Here is a 25,014-nt window from a genome sequence, read left to right as displayed (position 1 = left end):
CTTAAAGCTCCTTAATTTTTATATTTTTAAACCACACTTTATCGCCGTGATCTTGAAGCCCGATATGGCCTTGCTTAGCCGTTGCAAAGTTTTGCCAATTGGCAAACTTACTGCCTTTTACAAGCGTGTTCCATGTTGTACTACCAATAACGATGCTTGTCGTACTAATGCCGTTTTGCCAAACTTGTAGATGGTTGTCTTGCATTTTTATACGCACATGGTTCCAACTATTGGCGGGTTTATGTGCAGCAGCAGGGGCAGCGAATAAATCATAAATTGAGCCAGCTAAATGAGAGTCAATTTTGTTATCTGGGTGCTCTTTGTTATCAATAATTTGAATCTCTGGCGCGTGTGAATAAATCATTTGTCCTGTTTCATCGGCCAGCACAAAAATACCACTGTTGCCCTTGGTTGAAATTTTCCAATCAATGTGCAGTTCAAAGTTTTGATATTGTTTCTTGGTTAGTAGGTCGCCACCTCCTTTTGTTAAGGTCATGGCGCCATCTTCAATAACCCAAGCTGGATTTAAAGAGTCACTTTTAAAATTACGCCACTGTGACATGTCTTTGCCATCAAACAGTAACTGCCATCCGGCGTTTTTTTCTTGTTGTGTTAGCTGATTATCAGTCGCATTAGCGAGTGCACAGCTACTAACTGTGAGCACTAAAGTCAGTGCTTTGAGAGATTTAAACATGGTGTTCCTCGACGATTTACTTGCTTAAGATGCGCACTTTTCAGCGCGTTTGTTGTTATTAATAACTAAATGCAACCCTATGAATGCCACGATTAAAATAATCGGGAATATCAACAGGTTTTGTAATACAGCCTGTCCGGCTAAAATTTCGATTTGTTCCGCGCTGGCACCTGATGCTTTTGCAGACAAACGGGCACTGTCTATCCAACTTCCTATGACTGGATTCCAAATACTCATTGCGAACATGCCCGCGCCTCCCATTAACGACATACCTAGCGCGCCCGATTTCGGAATGTATTCGGCAACACAACCAAGCATGGTAGGCCAAAAGTAAGTTACACCCATGGCGAATAAAATAGCGGCTAAATAAATCATGGTGCCTTGTGCTTGGCTCATCATAAAGATACCTAAGCTTGCACAAAGTGCAGAGCCAAGTAATACACCTGTAGGGTTAAGCTTGTGGACAATAGGGCCTGCAAAAAAACGACCTACCGCCATGAGCCCTGTTATAAGTGCTAAAATGACCATGGGTGATGCCCCCGATGAACCTAAAATACGTTCAATCCATTGCTGAGTACCAAACTCCGTCGTGGCGGTCAGTGTCATGCACGCTATAAGAAATAAATACAGCGGGGTAAATAAATGACGAATGTTGCTGCTGGTCGAGTGGATACGTGTATCAAAGGTCGGAAATTTTGCTTTAATTAGCATGGCACCATAAATAATGGTCGGAACTAATATTAAAGCGACTTGCCACTGCCAGTTAAGGCCGGCAGCCGACATGAAATTAGACGCTAATGCACCAATTACAATCCCGCCAGGGAACCAAACATGAAAGCGGTTAAGCATAGTGGTGGCGTTTTTAGGGTACATTTCAGCTATTAACGGGTTACAACCTGCTTCAACAGAGCCGTTTGCAAAGCCTATTAGAAAAGTCGATACCAGCAAGCCCCAAAAGCCATCTGCGGTGATGGTTAAGGCAAGGCCAAGTAAGTGACAAATAAATGCCAACGCGACCAGCTTTTTAGCACCAATAGCGTTGTAGATTATACCACCGAGCATGGTCGCAACGGGGAAACCTAAAAACGCCATTGCATTGACCCAACCGAGTTCGGTGTCAGTTAAACCAAAGTCACCACCAAGTTGACCCAAAATACCAGCGCGAATGGCAAAGGTCATCGAGGTCACAATCAGTGCTATACAGCAAAGCCGAAAGACAATGCGATTATAATTATTGTTGTCCATATTGTGTGTCCTGTGTGTTCAATTGTTGTCGGTTTTATAAACCTAAAATTCGATTATTACGCTCAGTGTTTGTTGCGCCACTGGCAAAATCGTCAAAGGCTTTGTCGGTGGGGTTTATTAAATGTGCGTTAATAAACTCAGCGCCTTCTCGTGCCCCATCTTCTGGGTGTTTTAAACAACACTCCCATTCAAGCACTGCCCAGCCATCGAAGCCATATTGGGTTAATTTGCTGAAAATTTGCTTAAAATCGACTTGCCCATCACCTAAAGATCGAAAACGGCCCGGTCGGTCTTGCCAGTTTTGAAAGCCGCCGTATACCCCAGAGCGGCCATTTGCAATAAACTCAGCGTCCTTGACATGAAACGCTTTTATGCGTGAATGATAAATATCGATAAATGCTAAGTAGTCTAATTGTTGCAATACGAAGTGACTCGGATCATATAGAATGTTCACACGAGGGTGATTATTTGTGGCGGCTAAAAAGCGCTCAAATGTTACCCCGTCGTGCAAGTCTTCGCCCGGATGTAATTCATAGCAAACATCAACACCGTGTTCATCAAAACAATCTAAAATTGGTAACCAACGTTTAGCGAGTTCGTTAAAACCTTGTTCAACAAGTCCCTGTGGACGTTGTGGCCACGGGTAAAAGGTATGCCATAAAAAAGACCCCGAGAAAGTCGCATGCGTTGTTAAACCAAGGCGTTTACTCGCTTTTGCGGCAAACATTAGCTGCTCCGTTGCCCATTGTGTGCGTGCCGCTGGGTTGCCTTTTACGTGGTCTGCAGCAAAATTATCAAACATTTCATCGTATGCAGGGTGTACCGCAATCAGCTGACCTTGCAAGTGGGTTGATAGCTCTGAAATTGTAAGGCCTGACTCGGCTGCAATACCAGTGACTTCATCGCAGTATTGCTGGCTTTCGGCGGCTTTTTCTAAATCGAAAATAGCGGGGTTAGAGGTAGGGACTTGAATGGCCTTGTAACCTAAACCACTGGCCCATTTACATAATCCACGAAAGCTATTAAAAGGGGCTTCATTGCCAATAAATTGCGCCAGAAAGATCGCTGGCCCTTTGATTTTTTTCATTATGTATTATCCAATCTGTAAACTGTGCCACTTAGTATCGCGCTCTGACGAGGCTACAACATGCTCAATAAATGCCATACCGCGTACAGCCTCTTTGATACCGGGTACATCAAACTCTTGATTTGTGGCGCTGTCGCCTTGTTTAAATGCGTGAATTTGCTTTGCAAAATTACTGTAAATGTTGGCAAAGGCTTCAAGGTATCCTTCAGGATGACCCGCCGGTGTGCGCAGTGCATTTTGCGTATCAGTGTGAAGTACGCCTACACCCGCTCTTAGCAAGATAGCTGCTTGGTTATGCGCACGCAGCCATAAGCTATTCGGCTCTAGTTGCGACCATTCAAGGCTGGCTTTATCACCATAAATACGCAGGCGTAGGTTGTTTTCGTCACCAATAGCGACTTGGCTTGCGAGTAATACGCCTTTGCTACCGTTGTTAAAACGCAGTAGCACCGTGCCATCATCATCGAGGCTGCGGCCATCAACTACATGGTTCAAATCGGCACACAGTTGGGTTATTTCGAGGCCCGATACATACTCAGCCAAATTTGCTGCATGCACACCAATGTCGCCCATGCAGCAACTTATTCCCGATTTACTCGTATCAAGACGCCAGCTTGCTTGCTTAGAGCTTTCATCTTCACTTTGTGCAAGCCAGCCTTGGGTGTATTCAACAATGACTTTACGAATACAGCCAAGCTCACCCGCTTTAATGCGCTGCTTAGCCTCTTTGACCATCGGGTAGCCGGTGTAGGTGTGTGTTAATCCATACAAAAGCCCCTGTTTGGTAATGATTTCTTGTAATTGCTGTGCTTCGACAAGTGAAAGAGTTGCAGGCTTGTCTGATAAAACATGAAAACCGTGCTCTAGAGCCATTTTTGCCACCGGAAAGTGCAAGTGGTTAGGCGTTACAATTGCCACAAAATCAACGCGCTCTTCAGCAGGTAGTTTTGCTTCTTCTGCAAATAGGGTGAGGTAACTGTCGTAGCAACGGCTGCTATCGAGACCAAGTAATTCGCCAGTTGCTTTACATTTGTTGGCATCCGAGCTGAATGCACCAGCCACAAGCTCTATCATGCCATCTAATCGCGCTGCAATGCGATGAATTGCGCCTATAAAGGCACCCTCGCCACCGCCGATCATAGCCATGCGGATTTTAGCTTTGCTCATCTTAAGCGCTCCTAATCAAAGTAGCGTTTGCTACTGTTAATGTCATGTTATTGATAATAGGTAAGCTTGGGCAATAAGCGATAATAAAAATTCGGTTGACAATGCAACAAAATCGGCGTTTAAAATATAATCGCAATGACATTTTTTAGGGGTGTTTTAGTTATGAATATTCAAGAAATAATAAAAAAAGCGGGAGTCAATCAGCTCATTGCTGCATTTGATCTATTGCCCGATATCCTCTTTTGGGTGAAAGATACGGATAGTAGAATATTACATTGTAATCAGCATTTTATTGAACATCAGGGTTATAAAACTCTAGAGCAAATTTTACTAAAAACAGATTTTGACTTTTCGCCTAAACACTTAGCGTTTCAATATGTGAATGACGATAAGCGAGTGATGGAAGGCTTTATCGTGACAGACCGTCTTGAGCTTAACCAAACCCTGCAAGGTGAGCTTGGCTGGTTTTCAACATCTAAGCACGCACTCAAAGATCACGATGGTAATGTGATTGGCACCTATGGTGTGACGCGCCATTTACAAAAAACATCTAAAGCCCTTTCACACGTGCGAGCAATTGAAGAACCTGTTAAGTATATTCGCGAACATTATCATCGCCAAATTAGTATTGATGAGCTGGCAGAACTCGCACACTTATCGATTAGCGCTCTAGAAAGGCGATTTAAAAAGCACTTAGCAAAGACTCCAAATCAGTTTATAAACGAAGTGCGTCTCGAAAACGCACGTAAATTATTAATTGAAACACGCATGCCAATATCACAAGTAGCGTATCAATGCGGTTTTTCTGAACCAAGCTATTTCAGCAAACAATTTCGGCGTTTGTTTGGTGAAATACCATCACAAATGCGTTCTCAATTAGGCGACTAACATGACTGTTTTGCCAATAAAATAGCGCCTTCTTCAGCACTAGCTTGCGCTAACGTTAACTGAGATTGACTTGACGGGCTTAACCAAGGAGTAATGGCTGAGGCAATACCGCCTACCAAGGTAACACGGTGTATATTTTGAGCTTTAAAGTAAGCGATATAGCGGTCTATAAAAGAGCCTGCCTCGGTGAGTAATTGTTGGCAGAAACTATCGTTAGGATGCGCGAAAACGAGCGGCGCAAACTTGGCGAGTTCCCCAGGGGAGGCCGTTATTAACTGTTGGCTTAAAGCTTGACTCGACTTGCAATCGAGCTCATTTAGCAGAGTATTTATAACACTTGAGCGCTGTGTAACACCATCGAGTACTTCAAATGCTTTTCGGCATAGCTGTAAGCCTAGCCAGCCCCCACTTGCACCATCGCTTAGCAATAAGCCATATCCGCCTAACTCGGTGATGTGCTGATGACGTTGGAAACCGGCGCAAAAACCCGTCCCAAGAATAATGACCGCACCATCATGATGCTGATGAGCGCCTTTACACGCAATCACTAAATCGGTTGACACAGTAAACTGAGAAAAAGGGTGCTGCCACTGCGCCATTGCTTTGCTTGCTGACTCGATATTAGCCCCTGCAAGACCTGCATGCGCAGAGGTTTTTTTCAGCTCAGTGAGAGGTAAGCCAGCATATTCAAATGCACGTTTAGTGGCATCCAATAGAGATGCTTGGCTTTGCACAGCGCTGGTAGCGACATTGGCTGAGCCGCTAATTGCTTCACTCAATAGATGACCGTCTTGGTTTTCTAAGCGAACTTTACATTTACTGCCACCGCCGTCGATACCTAGATAATACAGGTGCTTTGTAGTCATATTTAATCCTTTTTGAGCAATGAACAAATTGCATCTATGTCGATATCACCAATCGAATTATGCACACATGAGTGAACATGCAGAGACGCCTTCGCTGAATGATGGTTTATTAATTGCCACAGTGTTGGCGCACTATCTAACGTTATACCGCCACCAATTACAATTTCTGGCTTAGCATGCACGAGTAAGGTGTTAAGTTGAGTTTGTCCATCAACTGCATTATGCCCACTTTGCCATGGTGTGCCTGACGTTAAAATGCGATCGACGTTTAATGCAGTGAGTGAGTCAAGGGCTTTTATTGGTGATTCAAGCGTGTCGAAGGCACGGTGAAAAGTAACCGTTAAATTAAAATACTTTGCAGTATTAACCAACGAATGGGTTATGTCTTCATCGACTTGCTGATGTTTAATTGCACCAAATACTACACCATGTGCACCGGATTCTGCTGCGTACTTGATCTGTTCACGCATTATTTTATGACACTGAGAATCGACTTCGAATTGATCATTGTACGGACGTATCATCACTAATAATTCTGCATTATTCTTTAAATTTTTCACTGCACATTCAATGGCTGACACACTCGGAGTTAAACCGCCAAGATGCAAATTACAGCACAGTTCAAAGCGTTTCACGCCTAATTGGCTCGCTGATGAGATATTGTTTGCGAGCTGCTTTAAATGACTTTCGTTTAAGCAGACTTCAAGAATTTTACCATTACTCATTGCTGTTTTTTTGTCTTATATATTTTGGGTCGTTAAATTTGCTAAACATAATGTCATGTAAGTACTAGCTTGTATTTATATTTTGTTATTTAAAATCAATTAGTTGATTTTGTTTTTTTTGTTGGTTTTGTTCATGGAATTACTATAGAAACTATGGGGTTACTATAAAGCAGAATATAAAAAAAAGAATATAAAATATTCCATACGCCGATTTTGTCATATCTGTCACCGAATTTTTATTATCACTTTTTAATCACTCACCCTATTCTGAGTTTGAGTTTTACAAGCTGTTAACTCCCAATAATCAGTTTCAAAACGACAACAATAAAGTGCTTTTGTAAGCAGTTTAGTCTTACAAGCATAAGCAGAACACACAACTGGAGAAAGGCATGGGCACGCAAAGAGCAATAAAAAGAAAAGGGCAAGGACGGCATTTTAAACGCAATGCAATTTTGCTTTCATTACTCGCGGCGGTTAATACAACTTACGCAGCAGAGCAAGCTGAAGAGGATGTTGAAGTAATTGAAGTGCGAGGTATACGATCTTCAACGGCAGAAAATTTAGCAATTAAACGTTTATCAGCTGCCACGGTTGATGCAATTACAGCCGAAGATATTGGTAAGTTTCCTGACAAAAACGTCGCGGACTCATTACAGCGTGTATCGGGCGTGCTGATTGACCGTGATGGCGGGGAAGGCAGTCGAGTGAGTATTCGTGGTACTTCACCTGATTGGACACTCACGCAATTAAACGGTAATTACATTGCATCATCTGGCTCGGGTACGCCCACGCGAAGTTTTAATTACACATTACTGCCTTCGAGTATGATCAAAAGCGTTGAAGTATATAAAAGTGCAGAGGCACGAATCGATGAAGGTGGCATAGGTGGTACTGTCATTTTACACACACGTAAGCCACTCGAAATGGAAGCAAACTCGGGCGCATTAAGCGCTGAATTAACTTATGATGATGTGTCCGAAGATACTAAGCCGCAAGTAAATGTGCTGTATTCATGGAAAAATGATGACGAAAACATAGGTGTATTAGCAGGCTTTACACGTCAAGACCGCACCGTGACAACAATTACTAATAATGCCTCACACTGGCGTTTTCACTCAGATACAGTTGAGGGTGCAGAACGCCCTGCGTTGGTCGACCAGGCAACTGGTGAAGTGTACAACAATGTCTGGGCACCTCGTGCTATGAGTGTGAATAACTCAAATCAAGACCGCACTCGGGATGGTTATCAAGTCGCAGTACAATGGGCTCCAAGTGACAGACTTGATCTAAACTTTAACTATTTTGGTGCCAAGTTAGGCTATGACCAAACAGGGCAAAGCATTACATTTGCGGAGTGGAATGATAACCATAATCCGTATTACGGTATTGTTCTTGATGGCGATACAGTTATCGCGTACGGCAATGGCGACAACGGCTTACTCAATGATAATAACTGGGGTGATGCTGATGTAAACGGGGGGGTGCCTGTTCGTCGTGGTTTGTTGTCGCCACAATTAACTGGGCGTGAGCGTTTTGGCGAGTCAAAATCAAACACCTACGATTTCGAAGGCACTTATTATGGTGATACTTACAGCGTTACAGTTAAGCTTGGACACACAGAAGCTGAAGGCGGAACGTCAAAAGAAACGTACGCAAATATTGATGCGCGCCAAGGCTCTGTAAATAGCTGGTTATGGTCAATTGAGAATGGTAAGCCGCATTATGAGGTATCCACTGATTTGGCAACCGATAAAGAAGCATACCAATACTATGATTGGTTTGATTCATATTCATCAGAAAATGAAGATTCAGAAGATTACCTTCAAAGCGATGTAAAATTTGATCTTGATGGCAGCTTTTTCACTCGTTTCTATGTGGGTGCGAAATACAGAGATCACGAGATTAAAGGGATTCGTAATGACTTTCGTTGGGATGACGGCATAGCTGATAATGGTGGTTACCGTGGCTATTTACCAGGAACAGAGTGGTTTCATAACCCAGATTTTCATCCAGATCCGGCGACGCTTGTAAGTGACCATGTTGTTGATAATAGTGCTGGTGATACAGGTGCATTCAACTTTTTAGCGTTTGATTTTAATGCGCTTGATGATTATCTAAAGCAAAATTTCAGTCAAACAGTGATGCCAAGTCTATCAGGCACCTATGCACTTGAAGAAAAAATATGGTCTGTTTACTCTCAAGCTGATTTCGAGTGGCAAAACTTCCGAGGTAATGTAGGGGTCCGCTATGTAAACACTAAGCTTAGTACCCTTACATACGACGACGTCATTGGCCAAGATGATGATGATACAGATCCAAATGAGCGCAGTAGTGATGGCAGTGAAGTATTACCTAGCTTTAACTTAGCATGGGATGCAACCGAAGACCTCGTCGTTCGTTTTGCGGCCGCACGTACTATGGCAAGGGTAAGTTATTCTGACTTAAGTCAAGCGGAGTCATACGGACCACCCGTTAACATTAACTCACCAGATTCATGGACTGGTAGAGGTACAGGAACCTCTGTAAATACCGGCCTTGAGCCAATGCTTTCTGATCAATTCGACTTAGGAATTGAGTGGTATTACGGTGATGGTTCGGCGCTTGGTGCTACTTTGTTCTCTAAAGATATCTCTAACTTACCGATTTCGACTGTTGAAATTGTAGAACGTGAACACGATTGCTGTAATGGGCCGATCGAAGTAGAAATGAACACCAAAGTGGGTGGTGGGGATGCGAAATCTGAAGGTTTAGAGCTGTTCTTCCAACACTCGTTTGATAACGGCTTTGGTATTTTAACTAACTATACCTACACAGATACTAGCACTAGCGAAGTATCGACGGATGGGCAAAAAACAGAGGCTGAAATTCCGGGTACAGCTAAGCACCAATACAATGTTTCTGTGTACTTTGAAAATGACGACTTTAGCGTTCGAGCTTCGTATAACTGGAAAGATGATCGTGCAAACGGTATTCACCAGGGCTACAACTTATACACTAAAGACTATGGTCAGTTAGATGTGAATGCATCTTACAACCTGACTGATGCGTTGTCATTTACAGCGTCGGTGGTAAACCTAACAGAAGAAATTGAAGAAGGTTATTGGAAGCAAAGTAATCGATTTACCTATAACCAATATTCAGGTCGCCGTTTTTACCTGGGTGCAAACTATAACTTCTAGCAGAAAGTTGTTTGTTAAACGCCAAAAAGGTACCTTACTTAAGGTACCTTTTTTGTTGTAAGGACATGCAGTGATAAAATTTATAAAAGCGACAGTTCTAGACAAGCCTTACTTGCTCACCTTACGCTTAAATACCATGGTTGAGCATTTAGAAAAGCAAGGTTTGTTCTTATCTATTGAGCAACATCAAGCACGCGTAGCAGAGCATTTTGAGCACAGTCATTTAGTCTTTGCAGAGGCACAATGTGTAGGTCTTGCTAAGTTTACTAGAGAACAAGATCACATAAACTTACTGCAGTTACAAATAGAGCCAACAGAGCAAGGGAAGGGGTTAGGAACAAAGGTGTTACATGCGCTAAAAAATGAAGCGAATGTAATTAACTTAACCGTTCTTAAAGCAAATCCCGCATATGGGCTTTATCAACGGGCAGGTTTTAAAACCATAGGCGAGGACGACTACGAGTTTCATATGCAGTGGCAGAAATAAAAAAGGGCGCTGTTATCTATAACATGGCGCCCAATTTTGACTATTTCTTTTCTTCGTCAGGTAAAGTGACGTTAAGCTCAAGGACCGCTAAATCATCTTCGTTTTGGTCAAATTGAACCTGAACTGCATCAGTGCTTACGTTCACGTATTTACGAATAACATCAAGGATGTCTTGTTTTAGCTGTGGTAGGTAATCAGGCGTACCACGCTGTGAACGTTCGTGTGCGACAATGATCTGCAATCGCTCTTTTGCAAGTGACGCACTGCTTTTCTTTTCTGAGCGGAAGTAGTCAAGTAAAGACACATTAACCTCCAAAAATCCGTTTGAACAAGCCTTTTTTCTCTACATCTAAAAAGCGAAAATCAACTGTTTCACCTAGCAGGCGATTAATTGCATCTGTGTACGCTTGGCCCGCATCAGATTCAGAATCTAAGATCACAGGTTGACCAGAGTTCGATGCACTTAATACCGCTTGTGATTCAGGAATAACACCTAATAGTTTAATTGCAAGAATTTCTTGTACATCTTCAACTGATAGCATCTCGCCTTTTTCAACACGCTCTGGGTTGTAACGCGTTAATAGTAAGTGTTCTTTTACGCTTTCAAGGCCTTCTTCAGCACGCTTAGACTTGCTGTGTAAGATACCTAAGATACGGTCTGAATCTCGAACCGACGATACCTCTGGGTTGGTAGTAACAATTGCTTCATCAGCAAAGTACATTGCCATCATGGCACCCGCTTCGATACCCGCAGGTGAATCACAGACAATGTAATCAAAATCTTTTTTCAGCTCGTTTAGAACGCGTTCAACACCTTCACGGGTTAGGGCGTCTTTATCACGGGTTTGTGAAGCAGGTAAGATAAAGAGTTTATCAACACGTTTATCTTTAATTAGAGCCTGATTTAGGTTTGACTCGCCATTAATAACGTTTACAAAGTCATAAACAACACGGCGTTCACAACCCATGATAAGGTCTAGATTACGCAAACCAATATCAAAGTCGATAATAACGGTTTTAAAGCCTTTAAGTGCTAAACCTGTGCCAATTGCAGCACTCGATGTGGTTTTACCAACACCACCTTTACCAGAAGTAACGACAATTACTTTTGCCATGAGATTTATCCTTTAACCAAAGCTGAAATTTCTAATGAATCATTTTTTTGTTGGATTTGTACGGCATTACCCCAGTGTTCACCTTGTAGGGAGTCGCTGATCCAATAACTGCCATTAATAGAAACAAGTTCTGCTTCTAATTTTTGGCAAAATATTTGTGCCTCGTTGTAACCTTTTGCCCCCGCAATTGCACGGCCGCGCAATGTGCCATAAATATGCACATTACCATCGCTTATGACTTCAGCGCCGTGGCTTACAGCCCCAATAACAATAAGGTCGCGGTCTTTTGCATACACTTGCTGCCCTGAGCGCACCGTGCCATGAATGACTTGTGCTGGTAGGTGAACGGTTTTTTCAACGATAGACGTATTTGTTTGTTGTTTAGCGGTTGCTCCCTTAACGTCCTGTGAATAGTTCAAGACCGATAAGCCCGCTGCTTTTGCGTTTTCGTTTTGTTCTTGCGTGCCATTACACACACCGACAGGATTAAACGATAAGCTTGTTAACATAGACTTTAAAAACGAGAAATCAAGCGCTTCATCTTGTACGTCGCTTAAGTTGATTACGATAGGCGCACCGGCAAAAAACTTAGGTGCTTGGGCGATTTTCTCATCTAACTGCTTACTTAAAAGAGAGGTATCTGCTGAAAATAAATGTAAAACAGATAATGTAAAGAGGTTCCCTTTTAATTCAAAAATTTGTTCCGACATACACGCTCAATTGAATTTTCTTGGTTAGTCGTATTTACAGATAAACGCAGGCTGAACAAGGCTTATACAGTAAAAATCTAACCTAATTTTTATAACTTATTATTTGACTCATGTTATAGTGTGCGCCTTCGTTAAGCAAGATATTATAGGGTCATAATGCTAACTGCGGTGTATAAAAGTAAGAAAAAAGCGGATACCTACCTTTTTGTAGAGAAAAGAGAGGATTTTAGTCGAGTCCCAGACGCTTTATTAGCGACATTTGGCCAGCCTCATTATGTGATGATGATCAATCTTGCTAGCCGTAAAAAGTTAGGTGTTGCAGATTTAGAGGCGGTTAAGCAAGCGTTAATTGAGCACGGTTTCTACTTACAACTACCTCCGCCGGAAGAAAACCTGCTAACCGAATTTAAAAAAGACAAGGGAGCTGATAGTGATTAAAAAACTTGCCGTTATTTTATTAAGTGCCTCGTTGAGCACATCTGTACTGGCAGAACAAAAAACACAAGCCGATTTTGATTTATATGTTGCCGCATTAAAAAAAGAAGCGCTTGAAAAAGGTTACGACCAAGCACTGCTTGACCAAGCCTTTGCAACGGCTAAATTCAAAGAAAAAGTAATCTCGGCAGATAAAAATCAGCCAGAAGTAAAAGAAACACTAGAAACCTATCTACCAAAACGTGTGCCGCAATGGAAAATTGATCGCGCACGTAAATTGTATAAAGAAAACCAAGACGTTCTTGAAAAAGTAGCGAAAGAATATGGCGTCCAAGCACGCTTTATTGTTGCACTTTGGGGCCTTGAAAGTAATTTCGGTAAAATTCAAGGTGGACACAGCGTGATTGCATCACTCGTGACACTTGCATTTGATGGCCGCCGCGAAACCATGTACAAAAACCAACTTTGGGCTGCACTTGATATCTTAAAAGAGGGGCATATTACCCTTGATAAGTTCAAAGGCTCTTGGGCAGGTGCAATGGGGCAAACGCAGTTTATGCCAACCTCATTTAATTCTTATGCGGTTGATTACAATGGTGATGGTCGCAAGGATATTTGGACAACCGAAGAAGATGCCTTCGCCTCTATTGCAAATTACCTTAAGCAAGCAGGGTGGAACGATGACTTAACGTGGGGTCGCCAAGTTAAATTACCGGAAGACTTTGATAACGCAAATATTCTTAAACGTGGCACTAAAACGCGCAGTCAATGGCTTGAATATTGGAAAGAGTCAGAGCGCAGTCTAGCTGACTGGCAAGCATTAGGTGTTCGTAAAATGGATGGTAGTGACTTACCAAACGTTGACATTACTGCCGCGATGGTGATGCCGGATGACGTGAACGGCCGTATGTATCTAGCCTACGATAACTACAAAGCACTCATGCATTGGAATCGCTCGTATTACTTTGCAACCAGTGTGGGTTACTTATCAGATCGCATCGGTTACCCAGCGATTAAGTAATTAACTGTAATTAACCACCAAGTTTGATTTTAAAGCTTGGTGGTTAATTTAAAGAGTGGCCGGGCTAGGATTTGAGTCCTAGCTTATAGTCTTTATCATATAGGTATGCAGCGAAACCAAAGTAAATCACAGAACCTAAGTATGCTATGGGAAAATGGCTTTTCAAACTGATGTAAAGAATTACAGAGATAAGATAGAAATTTAATATACAGCAAAAAATAGAAATGTATTTTCCCAAAACATGAAAATTTTGGACAACAATATTAAGAATAAAAAAACAAAATACACCAACAGTATTATAGGTGAGTGCATCTAATAAGTCACCGTTATGCTTTGTTCCTTCCTCAGGAATGTAATACATAATTTTGTGAGCAAGCCAAGAAGTAGCTAAAATCACCCAAAAGCCATAATTAGTCCAAGTTGAAGAAACAAAATACTCAGATCCTATGTCAGGAGGAGGGATTGACGCTTTATACTTGTTCATATTAATTCCATTTATACATACTGAACTTACAGAATACAATAATTAGTCTATTGTTGAAAAAGTAATTGGGAACTGAACATGTTCCAGAAAAGTTTTTTAACTTTCTGATTGTGTTCGTTTTATTTCACCTTTTTTCTTTATTAACCACGCAATCATGATCGCATTAAAATAAGCGCCCAAAATTTACAGCTTATTACTGCCACGTAGGGTTGCCTAGCTCCTAGCTATTCGCGGACTTAATCGGCGTTAAAACGCCTCCTACAAACTGGCAAATTTTACTCTTTTCCAGGTTTCTTCAAAATCTTATCTTTAAAATCCAGTACTTTACCAATACCAGATCCAAGCTTCATGAGACTTTGTAGTTGCTCTGGACTTAAGCGTTGTAACTCTGCTGACCATTTAGTAACGGTTTCGAGTAAATCGTGGATTTCTTGCATTTGCTGTTGCGCAAAGCGTTCATCGTCGGTGTGGGCTTGTTCGAGTAGGTTATCGCGCAGCAAACTTAGAGTTGGATCAATTTCGCGCTTTTTACGCTCTTCAAATACACGGTTTGCCATATCCCAAATACTGCCAGCTGGGCCATAGTATTCTTTACGGTCGCCCGGAATATGGTGCACTTTAATTAAGCGCCAAGACTGAAGCTCTTTTATGCCCATGCTTACGTTTCCGCGTGAGATACTTAACGTATCGGCAATTTCGTTGGCGGTCATCGGCTCTTTTGTAATGGTTAATAAACCACACATTTGGCCAATAGTGCGATTAAAGCCCCAACGGCTTCCCATTTCACCACAGTGCATTACAAAGGCTACGTTTTTTTCAGATAGGCTCATAATTTTCATTGTTCAAAAACTTCAGAAATTAAATGCTAGCACGCCATGGGTATAACTAAAAGAAATAGCCACTATTGATTGTATTGCGACTAAAGTTTGAGTTGTCACCAATGCAGGTATATCTAGCTGAATGTATTAATTTATTTTTATAACTCCAGTAAAAATGTATGGCTTGATGTGGATCAATAACAGTGACAATTAATCTGTTTATCGTATACGCTGAAACCCAATAATACCATGGAGGAACGTTATGAAAGCCGCAGTAAATAAAGAGTACAAAGGTAAATTAAGCATCGAAGATATCCCATGTCCAGACATTGGTGTCAACGATGTACTTGTCAAAATTGCCGCGTGTGGTGTGTGCCACACTGATTTACATGCATGTCATGGGGATTGGCCTGTAAAACCTAAAATGCCATTGGTGCCTGGTCACGAAGGGGTCGGGACTATCGAAAAAGTGGGTGACAATATTAAACATTTAGCCGTGGGTGACCGTGTTGGGGTGCCTTGGCTTTACAGTGCCTGTGGCCACTGTGAGTTTTGCTTAGAAGGCAAAGAAACCTTATGCCTTGAGCAGCACAACACAGGTTATTCGGTAGATGGTGGTTACGCCGAGTACTGTGTAGCTCATGGCGATTATGTGGTTAAAATTCCTGAAGGATTAGGTTTTTCAGAAGCAGCACCTTTGTTTTGTGCAGGGGTCACAACCTATAAAGCACTGAAAGTAACAGGTGCTAAAGCCGGTGACTGGGTGGCCATTGTTGGTGTGGGCGGTTTAGGTCATTTAGCCGTGCAATATGCAAAAGCAATGGGCTTTAATGTGATTGCAGTTGATACGGGTGAAAGCAAACTGAATCTTGCCAAAGAACTCGGTGCAGACATTACCATTGATTTTATGAAGCAAGTACCAAGCGAGACTATCTTTGAGCAAGTCGGTGGTGCGCATGGAGTAGTGTGTACTGCGGTATCAAAACCAGGTTTTGAGCAAGCTTATAAAAGCGTGCGCCGTGGCGGTAAATGCGTGCTTGTAGGCTTACCCCCAGAAGACATGCCATTGCCTATTTTTGATACGGTACTGAACGGTGTATCGGTAGTTGGCTCAATAGTGGGCACGCGTAAAGATTTACAAGAGTGTCTCGACTTTGCCGCAAAAGGCAAAGTTAAAGCCATTATTGAAGAAAAACGCCTTGAAGATATCAATGAGATTTTTGACGACATGCTAAAAGGCGATATTACGGGTCGTATCGTGATGACGTTTTAATAATGAGTGAGCGGTTATTAAACAAGCGCGACTACGTTGGGTCGCGCTTGTTTAATTTTACCGGTAACTACTTATAACGTATAGCTAAACGTTAATTTAGCATTGCGCTCTTCACCTGGCATACCGCCTAAGAACATTGCTTTTGAGTAATACGTTTTGTTAAACAAATTGTTTAAGTTTAACTGTAGTTTCCACTCATCTGTTTGGTATTGAATTGCGGCGTCGTAAACTGTGTAGCTAGGTACGTAACCATCTGGAATACCAAACGAGGTTGAATGTGTACTGCGGTCATCAACATATTGAATTCCTGCACTTATCGTTAGTGGCTGAGCTAAATTAAACCACTGAGCATCGTAGCTTAACCAACTACTTGCCGTGACATAAGGTACCCCTTTTTGACGCGAATCAAAGCTTGATGAATTTGGGTTTTGCTTATCACGGGCATCCTGATAGACACCATTGATGTTAAGTTGCCATTGCTCATTTAAATCCGCATTTAAATCAAGCTCAACACCTTTTGTTTGCTCTTCACCATCATAAAAGCTCTTTGGTATAGAAGCATCAGACACGCCGGCTTCATAATCTGGGTTTGCATACTCTAGGTTGGTACGGGCACTGTCAAAAATGACCAATGATGCCAATAGTTGATCATCAAAGGCCTTTACACGCATGCCAATATCGTTACTGATAGACTCGGCATCATCACGGTCAGCTTCGTTACCCGTTACACTACCTAACACGCTATACGCTGTGCGGCCTTTCGAGTGATTTACAAAGAACGAAATATCGTCGTTTAGTTTATATGTCGCACCTAGGTTGTAGGTCATACCGCTGTCTGAAGTATCTGCTTCTGGTGTTGGCTCTGCGGCGCTTGCACGGTAACGAGGGTCAACGCCAAAATGCTGATAACTTTGTTTAATGCGATTAAACGCGACACCCACACGCGTTGTAAAGGTGTCATGAATATAGGCAACATGCTGAATACCGACTCCCCACGCTTGCACTTCTTTGTTGTAGTCGCTGGTCTTTAGAGGATCGTAATCAGCAAAACTTCCCGCGCCCCAATTTGGCGTTCGAATATCAAAAATATACGGGAGTTGGCCTTGGTAAATAACCTCGCCTTGTTTATTTTTAATGACCTGATCGGCATCATAAATAGAGTATTGTTTAAAACGAATATCACGGTCTTCGTAGTTGGCGTTAACGAGTAATTCGTTATCGATACCCGCAAAACTAAAGTCATAACGAAGATCTGCAAAGTATTGCCATGATTTTTCGTCTGCTTGCACTTGGCGATACTCTTGGCGACGCGCAGCAAAGGGATAAAGCACGTCATCAACAACTAACGGGGCGCGAGGGTCGGCATTGATCACACCATTACGATTCCAATACACATAGTTATACGCTCCAGTTTGACGCGCAAAACTTGATTCATAATTTCGGTATTGTAATTGCTGATTTAAAAATAAATTATCAGTAATAAAGTAGTTATGCGTTAACTTAAAACGCAGTTCTTCGCCTTCGTTATCATTGGCCATCGGCGAAATAATGCCATTATGACCGAAGGTATACGGTGTTAGGCCATCATTTGCTGCGAGTGAATCTGCTAATTGCTGGCGTTGCTGATCTGTTAGTTGCAGTCCTTTTGCCGTTGCATCGTTAACTAAATCAGCAGCGGTGACTTCGCCAGCCGTTTTACCATTCACAGAGTCACTGTTAAAAATACGAATAGGGTGGCCAATCGAGTCAACAGCAATGGCGTCTTTGATATAAGCACCTGAAAGCATTATGTCTTGTTTGTCGCTAAGCACATATTTCAACGCCGCGTAAATTTCGTCCCGGTCATCTTTTAAATCGCGATAGCCGTCACTGCGCGCTGTTTTTGCATTCACTCGGTACGCTAAATTATCCGTTAAAGCAGCTGTGCTATCAAAGCCCAACGCATAGCTGTCCCATTGGCCAAGTTCTGCACTAACGGTGTGTTTTTCAGTGAATTGTGGTTTCTTTTCAATAAGGTTGATAACACCACCGGCACTGCCCATTCCATACAAGCCTGTGGCAGGGCCTTTAAGTACTTCAACCGATTCTACGTTAGTCATTGAGCGGGTAGGGTTAAAGGTGTTACCAAGGCCAGCACCACCGTACATGCCATCGTAGGTGTAGTTTGCGCCTAAACCACGGATCACTAAGTTATCACCAATGCCATAATTATTACCCGCCTGCGTTACACCGCTGATGTTACGTACCAAATCTTGTAAATTTGTGGCGCCTTGTGAATTTATAAGCGCTTGATCAACCACCACCACGGGGGCTGGTGTTTCCATTAAGGTCATGTTTGATTTTGTCGCAAGACCAGACTCAAGTACCACGCGATTTTGTTTGTCGTAGACGGTAATCCGTTCAACATCGTTTAAATCATTAGCGTTAACTGAAAAAGCGCTGATACAAGCAAGGGTTAAAACAGAGTATTTGTAAGTTGTCATTATAGAAAAGAAGTTAAAAATTTTCGGTAATGATAATGCGAGTGGTTTTCATTTCAAGTGTTATTTATCTAAAATGGGTAAATAATCAGTTTAGGTACAATCAAATAACATCTTATAAATGGTTGGTTAACTTTTTACTGGTAACAAGGAGAGGTGCTGGTTTCAATAAAATGAAACCAGCAAATTGGTGATTACTTATAAACAATGCCGTCTTTCATAACAAATTGCACGTTTTCAAGTACGGCAATGTTTTCAAGAGGATTTCCTTTTACGGCAATAATATCGGCTAAAAAGCCGTTTTTAATTTGGCCAAGTTTATCATCAACTTTCAGTAGCTTAGCACTATTAATGGTTGCTGATTGCAGTGCTTGTAATGGTGTCATACCAAATTCAACCATACGTGAAAACTGCTTCGCGTTATCGCCATGTGGGTAAATTGCAGCGTCGGTGCCGAACACCATGTTCACACCCGCTTTAACGGCGCGACTAAAGCTCTCACGTTGTTTTTTAGATACTTGACGCTCTTTATTTAGGTTTTCTTCATCAACACCGTTTTGCTCGCCAAAGGTCAGTGTGTATTCGGTATTATAAATATCCATTGAGAACCACGTACCGTGTTTTTTTGCAAGCTTAATTGCTTCGTCATCCACAAAGCTTACGTGTTCTACACTATCAACACCCGCTACAATGGCAGCTTTAATACCACTGGTGCCGTGAGCATGGGCAGCTACGGTTAAACCGCGCAAATGAGCTTCATCAACAATTGCATTCATTTCATCTTGCGTATATTGCTGAATACCCACTTTAGTACCTTTAGAGAAAACACCACCTGTGGCACAAAATTTAATGGCATTCGCACCGTATTTAATGTTTTCACGTACCTTAGCTCGGGCAGACCAAGGACCATCTGCAACACCTTCTGCGGTGTATTTCATTTCAGGTGGTAAACGGTTGTTATCACAATGGCCGCCAGTAACCCCGAGTGATGGGCCCGCAGCCCAAATACGTGGACCGACAATATCACCTTCGTTAATACCGTCGCGCACCGCAATAACGCTATACCCTTCTGCGCCTAAGTTACGTAATGAAGTAAAACCAGCATACAGTGTTTTTTCGGCAAAATGGGCGGCTTTAATCGCTTTGCGCGGCACTGATTGACCAATTCGTGCACTACGAGGCACTGTAGGGTCGCTGGTCAAATGTACATGCATGTCCATTAAACCAGGCACAAGTGTGAGTTCTAATAATTGAATATGCTTATCGCCATCTTTTAAGCTAGGCTGTGTATTCGTCTGTACAGCCGTTATCTGACCATTTTCTATACTGATTAGTGGTGATTTAATCAATTTTCCTGAATTTACATCGACCATGGCTTTTGCCGATACGTAGGTTGTGGCGTAGGTATCTACAGAGGCTAAGCAGGCAAGACCTAAGCTAATCGCGAGAACTGTTTTTTTCATTTTTATTCAATATTGGTAAGTCGAAGTTTCACTTTACCAATCACGTTAGTGTGTGTAAATAAAGTGCGATAAGTTGCAGCGATACTTGCTAAACAGGGCGCTAAACCCGCATAATTTACGGGTACTTAATTTAAGGGCAGGGAAAGAATGAAAAACATAAAATTAGCACTACTTAGTTCAGCAGTGATGCTCGCATTAATGGGTTGTAATGAATCAACGCCAAAAAGCGAAACAACACCTACAACAGCAGCACAACCATCTGTAAAAACAGAATCAGCCAGCGCACAGCTGGATACATTACTGACCAATTATTTTGAAGACGGTTTACAATTTAACCCGATTGGTGGCACTTATATTGGCCGAAACGAGTTTAACGACGATTTTATTGCTCCGATCAATGAAGCCAATCGCAATGAGCAGCTTAACTTCATTAAAGAATATAAAAACAAACTGGCAAATATTGATAAGGCACAATTAACAGGCCAGTCTTTACTAAGCTATGAAATACTCGCTCGAGACTTGGATTTGGCTATTGAAGGGTCACAATTCCCAAGTCACTTAATGCCCATAAATCAAATGGGCGGCGCGCATAACACTTTTGCCGCGTTAGGGTCTGGGCAAAGCGCACAGCCTTTTAATACCGTTGAAGACTATAAAGCATTTGAAAAACGTGCAGATGGCTTTATCGCTTGGTTAGAGAGCGTTGAGCAATCAATGCGCCAAGGCATGAAAGACAAGGTGGTACTTCCTAAACCGCTTGCTGAAAAACTATTACCTCAATTTCAAACACATATCGTAGAAAAACCAGAAGAGTCATTATTCTGGGGGCCGATTGCTCAGTTACCTGAGTCATTCAGCGACGAACAAAAAGCAGAGCTGACAAGTGCATACACCGCGATGATCAGTGAGCGTTTAGTGCCTGCGTATCAAAAAATGGCTGACTTTTTAGCCAACGAATACATACCAAATGCCCGCGAAAGCATTGGTTACAGTGAGCTGCCAAATGGTAAAGCATGGTATGAGTATCAAATTAAACAGCATACAACGCTGAGCCTAAACGCCGATGAAATTCATGACATTGGCTTAAGCGAAGTATCGCGTATTTTATCTGAAATGAAAAAAGTCAAAGAGACTGTGGGTTTCGAAGGCGATTTAAAAGCGTTTTTTGAACACCTTCGAACCTCTGATGAATTTTACTACGACACCCCAGAAGCGCTGATTGCGGCTTATGAAGAAGTGAAAGAAAAAATTGACGCAAAACTGCCGCAAATGTTTGATATTGCGCCGAAAGCGCCTTACGTTGTAAAAGCTGTTGAAGATTTCCGCGCAGAATCTGCTGCGGGAGCATCGTATCAATCACCTGCACCAGATGGCTCACGTCCGGGTATTTTTTACATCAATACGTTTAACTTAAAAGCACAGCCTAAGTTTTTACTTGAAACCTTATCAATTCATGAAGCGGCACCAGGACATCATTTCCAAATTGCGCTGCAACAAGAAATTGAAGGCTTACCGCTGTTTCGTAAATTTGGTGGGTACACCGTATTTGCTGAGGGCTGGGCACTTTATGCAGAAAGCCTAGGTAAAGAGTTAGGTTTATTTACCGACCCTTACATGTGGTATGGCCGTTTATCTGACGAACAACTGCGAGCAATGCGCTTAGTACTCGACACGGGTTTCCACGCAAAAGGCTGGACTCGTCAGCAAGGTATTGATTACATGCTTGCGAATTCGTCGATGGCTGAAAGTGATATTATTGCTGAGGTTGAGCGCTATATCGCATGGCCAGGCCAAGCACTGTCTTACAAGTTAGGTCAGTTTAAAATTCAAGAACTACGCGATTATTGTAAGAAAGAACTGGGTGATAAGTTCGATATTAAAGCGTTCCACACGCAAATTCTGATCGATGGTGCATTACCGATGCCGATTCTTGAAGAGAAAATTAAGCGTTGGGTTAGCGAGCAAAAGTAATAGCTCTAGCACTCTAAACTTTGCGCGCATGCTGGCTTTAAGCTAGAATGCGCGCTGTTAGGGGCTTTGAGTAATACCATGTTAGAAGATAAATTTTGGCTTAAGCGCTCGCTTGAGCAAATGTCACGAGAAGAATGGGAAGCCATTTGTGACGGCTGTGGTAAATGTTGTTTAAACACATTTATTGACAGCGAAGACGAAGATGAATTCGCCGCAACAGATCAACTTCGCGAAGGTGAAGAGCTTATTTTCACGAATATCGTATGCCAATACCTTGATAACGATAGCTGTGGCTGTAGTGAGTATGCTAATCGTCAAACTCTCGTGCCTTCATGTGTAAAGCTCACCAAAGAAAACCTAAAAGATATCTTCTTTATGCCTCAAAGTTGCAGCTACCGTCGTTTGCATGAAGGCCGTGGTCTTGCGTCTTGGCACCCACTGCTCCATGGTGGCAGCAAAGAAATGATGCACCAATTAGGTATTTCGGTGCGTGATAAAACGATAAAAGACTGTCATGTTGACCTCGACGACTTTGATTTATATGTTGCTGAATGGCCAACCATGGACATCGATTAATGACTACGCTAAAAGCATCGATTGGCCTTATAAACCCCAAAAGCCCAACCAACGTTGGCGGTGTATTACGCGCCGCAGGATGTTACGACGCCCAGCAGGTTTTTTTTACCGGCAGCCGTTATCTGCGTGCGAATAAGTACCACACTGATACCAAAAATGTGCTTGAGCATATCCCACTGACGCAAGTTGAAAGCCTTGAGCAAGCGAAGCCAGAAGGCGCAACAACGGTAGTGATAGAGCTTGTAGAAGGCGCCACGCCATTACCCGAATTTAAGCACCCAGAAAATGCGTTTTATGTGTTTGGCCCCGAAGATGGTTCGGTCAGTAAAGACGTGCTGACATGGTGTGATGAAGTGGTTTATGTGCCTACCATTGGCTGCATGAATTTAGCTGCTACGTGTAATGTTGTGCTGTATGACAGGTTAGCCAAACTGGGTGGCATTGAAAGCTCAGACACGACTATTTTTAGCAGCCGCGATACTAATAACTCTTTAAAATGGCAGCAACAAAAAGAGCGCTAATGCGCTCTTCTCATTTATCAGTTTAAGCGATTACTTTTTAGTAATTTGTACGTTACTTTCAAGTCCTATGCCGTTGTCAGTAATGTCTGTGGCAAAATAGACACCTACGGGTTGGTCACGCAGGGCTTCAAGTTCAGCCATTTCTTCATTGGTGAACTGACCTGTTGCAGCAATCGTATCAAGTAACGGTAAAAGGATTTTTTGGATATCAAACGCCATATTCACAAACCCATTTTTTGTGACACTTTGCGCGTCTAATTCGTTTGCAATACGTGCAGATTGATCACCCGTAAAAATCACGATGTGATTACCTTTCATCGCCATTTTAATGTCAAAATTAAGCGGGACAGGCGAAGGGATATATTCATTAATGACTACCGCATCACCATTGGCCGGCAGTTTTATATTTGCAAGTGGTGGAACAAACCCCTGCGCAATTGAATATAAACCGTGTGCATCAGTGGCTGATAAAGTCACTAGAGCATCGAAGCTTTCAACTTGTGGGCCTTGAGTGTCATCAAGCGTAAATTTGGCATCTTGTACGCTTAAACTCATTCCTTGAACGCCATTTGCAAAACCCGAGACCATAGCAAGCCCTGCAGTGCTGACATCACGCATTTCATTTTGTAGAGCGACAATCGGGCCACAGTTAAATTCGGCTGACTTCAATGCGCCAGTCAATGTATTGGCGAGTGGCAGTACTTTTGCAACATCAATCCCGTAAGCAACACTGAGCATTTGACCATCAAGCTGTGTGGTGTGTTTTGGCACAAAGCCACGCACGGCCTGCAGAGTATTTAGTAAGTCTTGGTCGGTACTTTGTAATACGGCTTTAACATCGAAATCGGCATAATCAGCTGTAATACGTGATTTTGTGGTACCCGATACGGTTGCGGGCCATTTTTGAGCAATGTAAGCGATATCAGCTTGACATTCTGGTGTTGAAATTGCGTCTAATGCATTGGCTTGTTGGGCTTTGTTGAGTAGTTCTGTGAGCATTTGGTGCAAACGCGAGTCTTCTTTACCCGTAATTGCATTGGCAATATGTTGGTGATCAACATAGCCAACTGAGTTGCCATCAAGTGAAAAAGTGCTAATTAACTCAGGCAGCTTTTTAGTATCAGCGAGTGACTTAGCTGGTTTTTCTATTCCAAGGGCAATGCGTAAGTCTTGATTGTTCGAAAGAGGGGTTGCTAGAGTTAATGTCGCCCAGTTGTTATGCGTTGACGCAATCAGGTCGATATTATCTAAGCCTTCAAGGCTAATGTTGAACCGTGTGTAGCCCACACCATCAAGTGTTTCACTTGTGTAAGCAATACCTGCTTCGTCGGCAGATTGCTTAATGCTATTAATAATACTGCTTTGGTCAGCGACTTCAAAACGAACAATTGGCATTAAACCTTGTGCATACATCATTCCTTTATAGTCATCGCCAAACCCCCACATTGATTTAAACGCATCATAAGAGCTTAAAGACTGTTGATACTTTTCCATTAACGAAGCAAGAAACACAGCGTTTGGATCGCTGGTTTGTTTTAGCTCAGCAATAATAGGGGTGAAGTCATTGGTGCCTTTCATTGCATCAGGCATAAGTGCAAAGTATTTGCTATACGGGAATGGCTTTAATTGCCCGTAAAACACGGCAGTATCTGCTGGCACATAGGCAAGCTCAGGTAAATCTACATCAACACTGGCTTTATTTTGTGAATACAACACCGCACCTGCAACAATTGCAATAGCACCTACAGCAAGAAGCTTATTATTCATAGCTTGAATTCCTTTTTCTTTAATTAGTTAAAAAACATACCA

General features: G+C 42.3%; 23 protein-coding genes. 9 read left to right on the top strand and 14 right to left on the bottom strand.

Features of this window, described 5'->3' with window-relative positions; translation table 11 throughout:
• Position 1 precedes the first annotated feature (1 nt).
• From GZH31_RS17730 to GZH31_RS17715, 4 genes are read right to left on the bottom strand one after another with little or no spacing between them, the layout of a single operon-like run.
• Complete coding sequence (locus GZH31_RS17730; RefSeq protein ID WP_065979059.1) at positions 2-694, bottom strand: DUF1080 domain-containing protein; 693 nt, start codon at positions 692-694, stop codon at positions 2-4.
• A gap of 24 nt (positions 695-718) precedes the next feature.
• Positions 719-1,939, bottom strand: a complete 1,221-nt coding sequence (locus tag GZH31_RS17725; RefSeq protein WP_118844893.1) for a sugar MFS transporter — start codon at positions 1,937-1,939, stop codon at positions 719-721.
• A 34-nt stretch (positions 1,940-1,973) separates the two neighbouring features.
• The gene (locus GZH31_RS17720; protein WP_065979061.1) at positions 1,974-3,026 is read right to left on the bottom strand and encodes a sugar phosphate isomerase/epimerase; all 1,053 of its coding nucleotides are present in this window, start codon (positions 3,024-3,026) and stop codon (positions 1,974-1,976) included.
• 6 nt (positions 3,027-3,032) lie between these two features.
• The gene (locus tag GZH31_RS17715) at positions 3,033-4,193 is read right to left on the bottom strand and encodes a Gfo/Idh/MocA family protein (protein ID WP_036971931.1); all 1,161 of its coding nucleotides are present in this window, start codon (positions 4,191-4,193) and stop codon (positions 3,033-3,035) included.
• A 162-nt stretch (positions 4,194-4,355) separates the two neighbouring features.
• Here GZH31_RS17715 and GZH31_RS17710 point away from each other — a divergent pair, with 162 nt between their 5' ends.
• Complete coding sequence (locus GZH31_RS17710) at positions 4,356-5,081, top strand: AraC family transcriptional regulator (protein ID WP_036971930.1); 726 nt, start codon at positions 4,356-4,358, stop codon at positions 5,079-5,081.
• Here the strand turns inward: GZH31_RS17710 and GZH31_RS17705 are convergent.
• Positions 5,078-5,947: a BadF/BadG/BcrA/BcrD ATPase family protein gene (locus GZH31_RS17705; RefSeq protein WP_036971929.1), complete on the bottom strand. Its 870-nt coding sequence runs from the start codon at positions 5,945-5,947 to the stop codon at positions 5,078-5,080. The genes GZH31_RS17710 and GZH31_RS17705 overlap by 4 nt on opposite strands.
• 2 nt (positions 5,948-5,949) lie before the next feature.
• On the bottom strand, positions 5,950-6,672 hold the full coding sequence (locus tag GZH31_RS17700; protein WP_074989079.1) for a copper homeostasis protein CutC: 723 nt from the start codon (positions 6,670-6,672) through the stop codon (positions 5,950-5,952).
• A gap of 389 nt (positions 6,673-7,061) precedes the next feature.
• Between GZH31_RS17700 and GZH31_RS17695 the strand changes: the two genes are divergently transcribed.
• Positions 7,062-9,851 carry a TonB-dependent receptor gene (locus GZH31_RS17695; RefSeq protein ID WP_051501852.1) on the top strand — a complete coding sequence of 930 codons (2,790 nt, stop codon included), beginning with the start codon at positions 7,062-7,064 and terminating at the stop codon, positions 9,849-9,851.
• Between the two features lie 70 nt (positions 9,852-9,921).
• The gene (locus GZH31_RS17690; RefSeq protein WP_036971928.1) at positions 9,922-10,338 is read left to right on the top strand and encodes a GNAT family N-acetyltransferase; all 417 of its coding nucleotides are present in this window, start codon (positions 9,922-9,924) and stop codon (positions 10,336-10,338) included.
• 40 nt (positions 10,339-10,378) lie between these two features.
• Here GZH31_RS17690 and minE read toward each other — a convergent pair whose 3' ends face one another.
• From minE to minC, 3 genes are read right to left on the bottom strand one after another with little or no spacing between them, the layout of a single operon-like run.
• Positions 10,379-10,642 (bottom strand): cell division topological specificity factor MinE, encoded by a 264-nt coding sequence (gene minE / locus GZH31_RS17685; protein ID WP_036971927.1) that lies wholly within the window; start codon positions 10,640-10,642, stop codon positions 10,379-10,381.
• A gap of 1 nt (position 10,643) precedes the next feature.
• Positions 10,644-11,453: a septum site-determining protein MinD gene (minD, locus tag GZH31_RS17680; RefSeq protein WP_036971926.1), complete on the bottom strand. Its 810-nt coding sequence runs from the start codon at positions 11,451-11,453 to the stop codon at positions 10,644-10,646.
• Between the two features lie 5 nt (positions 11,454-11,458).
• Entirely contained in the window at positions 11,459-12,163 is a 705-nt protein-coding gene (gene minC / locus GZH31_RS17675) for a septum site-determining protein MinC (protein ID WP_036971924.1), read from the bottom strand.
• Positions 12,164-12,319: 156 nt separating this feature from the next.
• Here minC and GZH31_RS17670 point away from each other — a divergent pair, with 156 nt between their 5' ends.
• Complete coding sequence (locus GZH31_RS17670) at positions 12,320-12,601, top strand: YcgL domain-containing protein (protein WP_036971922.1); 282 nt, start codon at positions 12,320-12,322, stop codon at positions 12,599-12,601.
• Positions 12,594-13,619 carry a lytic transglycosylase domain-containing protein gene (locus GZH31_RS17665; protein ID WP_118844898.1) on the top strand — a complete coding sequence of 342 codons (1,026 nt, stop codon included), beginning with the start codon at positions 12,594-12,596 and terminating at the stop codon, positions 13,617-13,619. Before GZH31_RS17670 ends, GZH31_RS17665 begins: the two co-directional genes overlap by 8 nt.
• A gap of 64 nt (positions 13,620-13,683) precedes the next feature.
• Here the strand turns inward: GZH31_RS17665 and GZH31_RS17660 are convergent, their stop codons facing one another.
• Together GZH31_RS17660 and GZH31_RS17655 are read right to left on the bottom strand one after the other, a co-directional pair.
• Positions 13,684-14,103 (bottom strand): hypothetical protein, encoded by a 420-nt coding sequence (locus tag GZH31_RS17660; RefSeq protein WP_257473726.1) that lies wholly within the window; start codon positions 14,101-14,103, stop codon positions 13,684-13,686.
• Between the two features lie 275 nt (positions 14,104-14,378).
• Positions 14,379-14,933, bottom strand: coding sequence for a GbsR/MarR family transcriptional regulator (locus GZH31_RS17655; RefSeq protein ID WP_118845272.1), 555 nt, complete (start codon positions 14,931-14,933; stop codon positions 14,379-14,381).
• A 250-nt stretch (positions 14,934-15,183) separates the two neighbouring features.
• Here GZH31_RS17655 and adhP point away from each other — a divergent pair, with 250 nt between their 5' ends.
• Positions 15,184-16,194, top strand: coding sequence for an alcohol dehydrogenase AdhP (adhP, locus tag GZH31_RS17650; RefSeq protein WP_036971919.1), 1,011 nt, complete (start codon positions 15,184-15,186; stop codon positions 16,192-16,194).
• A gap of 71 nt (positions 16,195-16,265) precedes the next feature.
• Here adhP and GZH31_RS17645 read toward each other — a convergent pair whose 3' ends face one another.
• Entirely contained in the window at positions 16,266-18,677 is a 2,412-nt protein-coding gene (locus tag GZH31_RS17645; RefSeq protein WP_118844900.1) for a TonB-dependent siderophore receptor, read from the bottom strand.
• A gap of 191 nt (positions 18,678-18,868) precedes the next feature.
• Entirely contained in the window at positions 18,869-20,137 is a 1,269-nt protein-coding gene (locus tag GZH31_RS17640; protein ID WP_065979067.1) for an amidohydrolase family protein, read from the bottom strand.
• A 147-nt stretch (positions 20,138-20,284) separates the two neighbouring features.
• On the opposite strand from GZH31_RS17640, the gene GZH31_RS17635 reads away from it, so the two are divergent.
• From GZH31_RS17635 to GZH31_RS17625, 3 genes are all read left to right on the top strand, one after another.
• Positions 20,285-22,108, top strand: a complete 1,824-nt coding sequence (locus tag GZH31_RS17635; protein ID WP_180311875.1) for a DUF885 family protein — start codon at positions 20,285-20,287, stop codon at positions 22,106-22,108.
• Between the two features lie 78 nt (positions 22,109-22,186).
• Positions 22,187-22,684 (top strand): YcgN family cysteine cluster protein, encoded by a 498-nt coding sequence (locus GZH31_RS17630; protein WP_065979069.1) that lies wholly within the window; start codon positions 22,187-22,189, stop codon positions 22,682-22,684.
• The gene (locus tag GZH31_RS17625) at positions 22,684-23,205 is read left to right on the top strand and encodes an RNA methyltransferase (protein WP_036971908.1); all 522 of its coding nucleotides are present in this window, start codon (positions 22,684-22,686) and stop codon (positions 23,203-23,205) included. Before GZH31_RS17630 ends, GZH31_RS17625 begins: the two co-directional genes overlap by 1 nt.
• A gap of 30 nt (positions 23,206-23,235) precedes the next feature.
• On the opposite strand, the gene GZH31_RS17620 is transcribed toward GZH31_RS17625, so the two are convergent.
• Positions 23,236-24,972: a hypothetical protein gene (locus GZH31_RS17620; protein ID WP_180311874.1), complete on the bottom strand. Its 1,737-nt coding sequence runs from the start codon at positions 24,970-24,972 to the stop codon at positions 23,236-23,238.
• Between the last annotated feature and the right edge of the window lie 42 nt (positions 24,973-25,014).

Source organism: Pseudoalteromonas sp. JSTW, assembly GCF_013423925.1.
Classification (GTDB): domain Bacteria; phylum Pseudomonadota; class Gammaproteobacteria; order Enterobacterales; family Alteromonadaceae; genus Pseudoalteromonas; species Pseudoalteromonas lipolytica.
This window is presented reverse-complemented; position numbering and strand designations above follow the sequence as displayed.

Coding starts and splice junctions, on each gene's coding strand:
- GZH31_RS17730 (WP_065979059.1), bottom strand. CDS start 694: ATGTTTAAATCTCTCAAAGCACTGACTTTAGTGCTCACAGTTAGTAGC.
- GZH31_RS17725 (WP_118844893.1), bottom strand. CDS start 1,939: ATGGACAACAATAATTATAATCGCATTGTCTTTCGGCTTTGCTGTATA.
- GZH31_RS17720 (WP_065979061.1), bottom strand. CDS start 3,026: ATGAAAAAAATCAAAGGGCCAGCGATCTTTCTGGCGCAATTTATTGGC.
- GZH31_RS17715 (WP_036971931.1), bottom strand. CDS start 4,193: ATGAGCAAAGCTAAAATCCGCATGGCTATGATCGGCGGTGGCGAGGGT.
- GZH31_RS17710 (WP_036971930.1), top strand. CDS start 4,356: ATGAATATTCAAGAAATAATAAAAAAAGCGGGAGTCAATCAGCTCATT.
- GZH31_RS17705 (WP_036971929.1), bottom strand. CDS start 5,947: ATGACTACAAAGCACCTGTATTATCTAGGTATCGACGGCGGTGGCAGT.
- GZH31_RS17700 (WP_074989079.1), bottom strand. CDS start 6,672: ATGAGTAATGGTAAAATTCTTGAAGTCTGCTTAAACGAAAGTCATTTA.
- GZH31_RS17695 (WP_051501852.1), top strand. CDS start 7,062: ATGGGCACGCAAAGAGCAATAAAAAGAAAAGGGCAAGGACGGCATTTT.
- minD (WP_036971926.1), bottom strand. CDS start 11,453: ATGGCAAAAGTAATTGTCGTTACTTCTGGTAAAGGTGGTGTTGGTAAA.
- minC (WP_036971924.1), bottom strand. CDS start 12,163: ATGTCGGAACAAATTTTTGAATTAAAAGGGAACCTCTTTACATTATCT.
- GZH31_RS17670 (WP_036971922.1), top strand. CDS start 12,320: ATGCTAACTGCGGTGTATAAAAGTAAGAAAAAAGCGGATACCTACCTT.
- GZH31_RS17660 (WP_257473726.1), bottom strand. CDS start 14,103: ATGAACAAGTATAAAGCGTCAATCCCTCCTCCTGACATAGGATCTGAG.
- GZH31_RS17655 (WP_118845272.1), bottom strand. CDS start 14,933: ATGAGCCTATCTGAAAAAAACGTAGCCTTTGTAATGCACTGTGGTGAA.
- adhP (WP_036971919.1), top strand. CDS start 15,184: ATGAAAGCCGCAGTAAATAAAGAGTACAAAGGTAAATTAAGCATCGAA.
- GZH31_RS17645 (WP_118844900.1), bottom strand. CDS start 18,677: ATGACAACTTACAAATACTCTGTTTTAACCCTTGCTTGTATCAGCGCT.
- GZH31_RS17640 (WP_065979067.1), bottom strand. CDS start 20,137: ATGAAAAAAACAGTTCTCGCGATTAGCTTAGGTCTTGCCTGCTTAGCC.
- GZH31_RS17635 (WP_180311875.1), top strand. CDS start 20,285: ATGAAAAACATAAAATTAGCACTACTTAGTTCAGCAGTGATGCTCGCA.
- GZH31_RS17630 (WP_065979069.1), top strand. CDS start 22,187: ATGTTAGAAGATAAATTTTGGCTTAAGCGCTCGCTTGAGCAAATGTCA.
- GZH31_RS17625 (WP_036971908.1), top strand. CDS start 22,684: ATGACTACGCTAAAAGCATCGATTGGCCTTATAAACCCCAAAAGCCCA.
- GZH31_RS17620 (WP_180311874.1), bottom strand. CDS start 24,972: ATGAATAATAAGCTTCTTGCTGTAGGTGCTATTGCAATTGTTGCAGGT.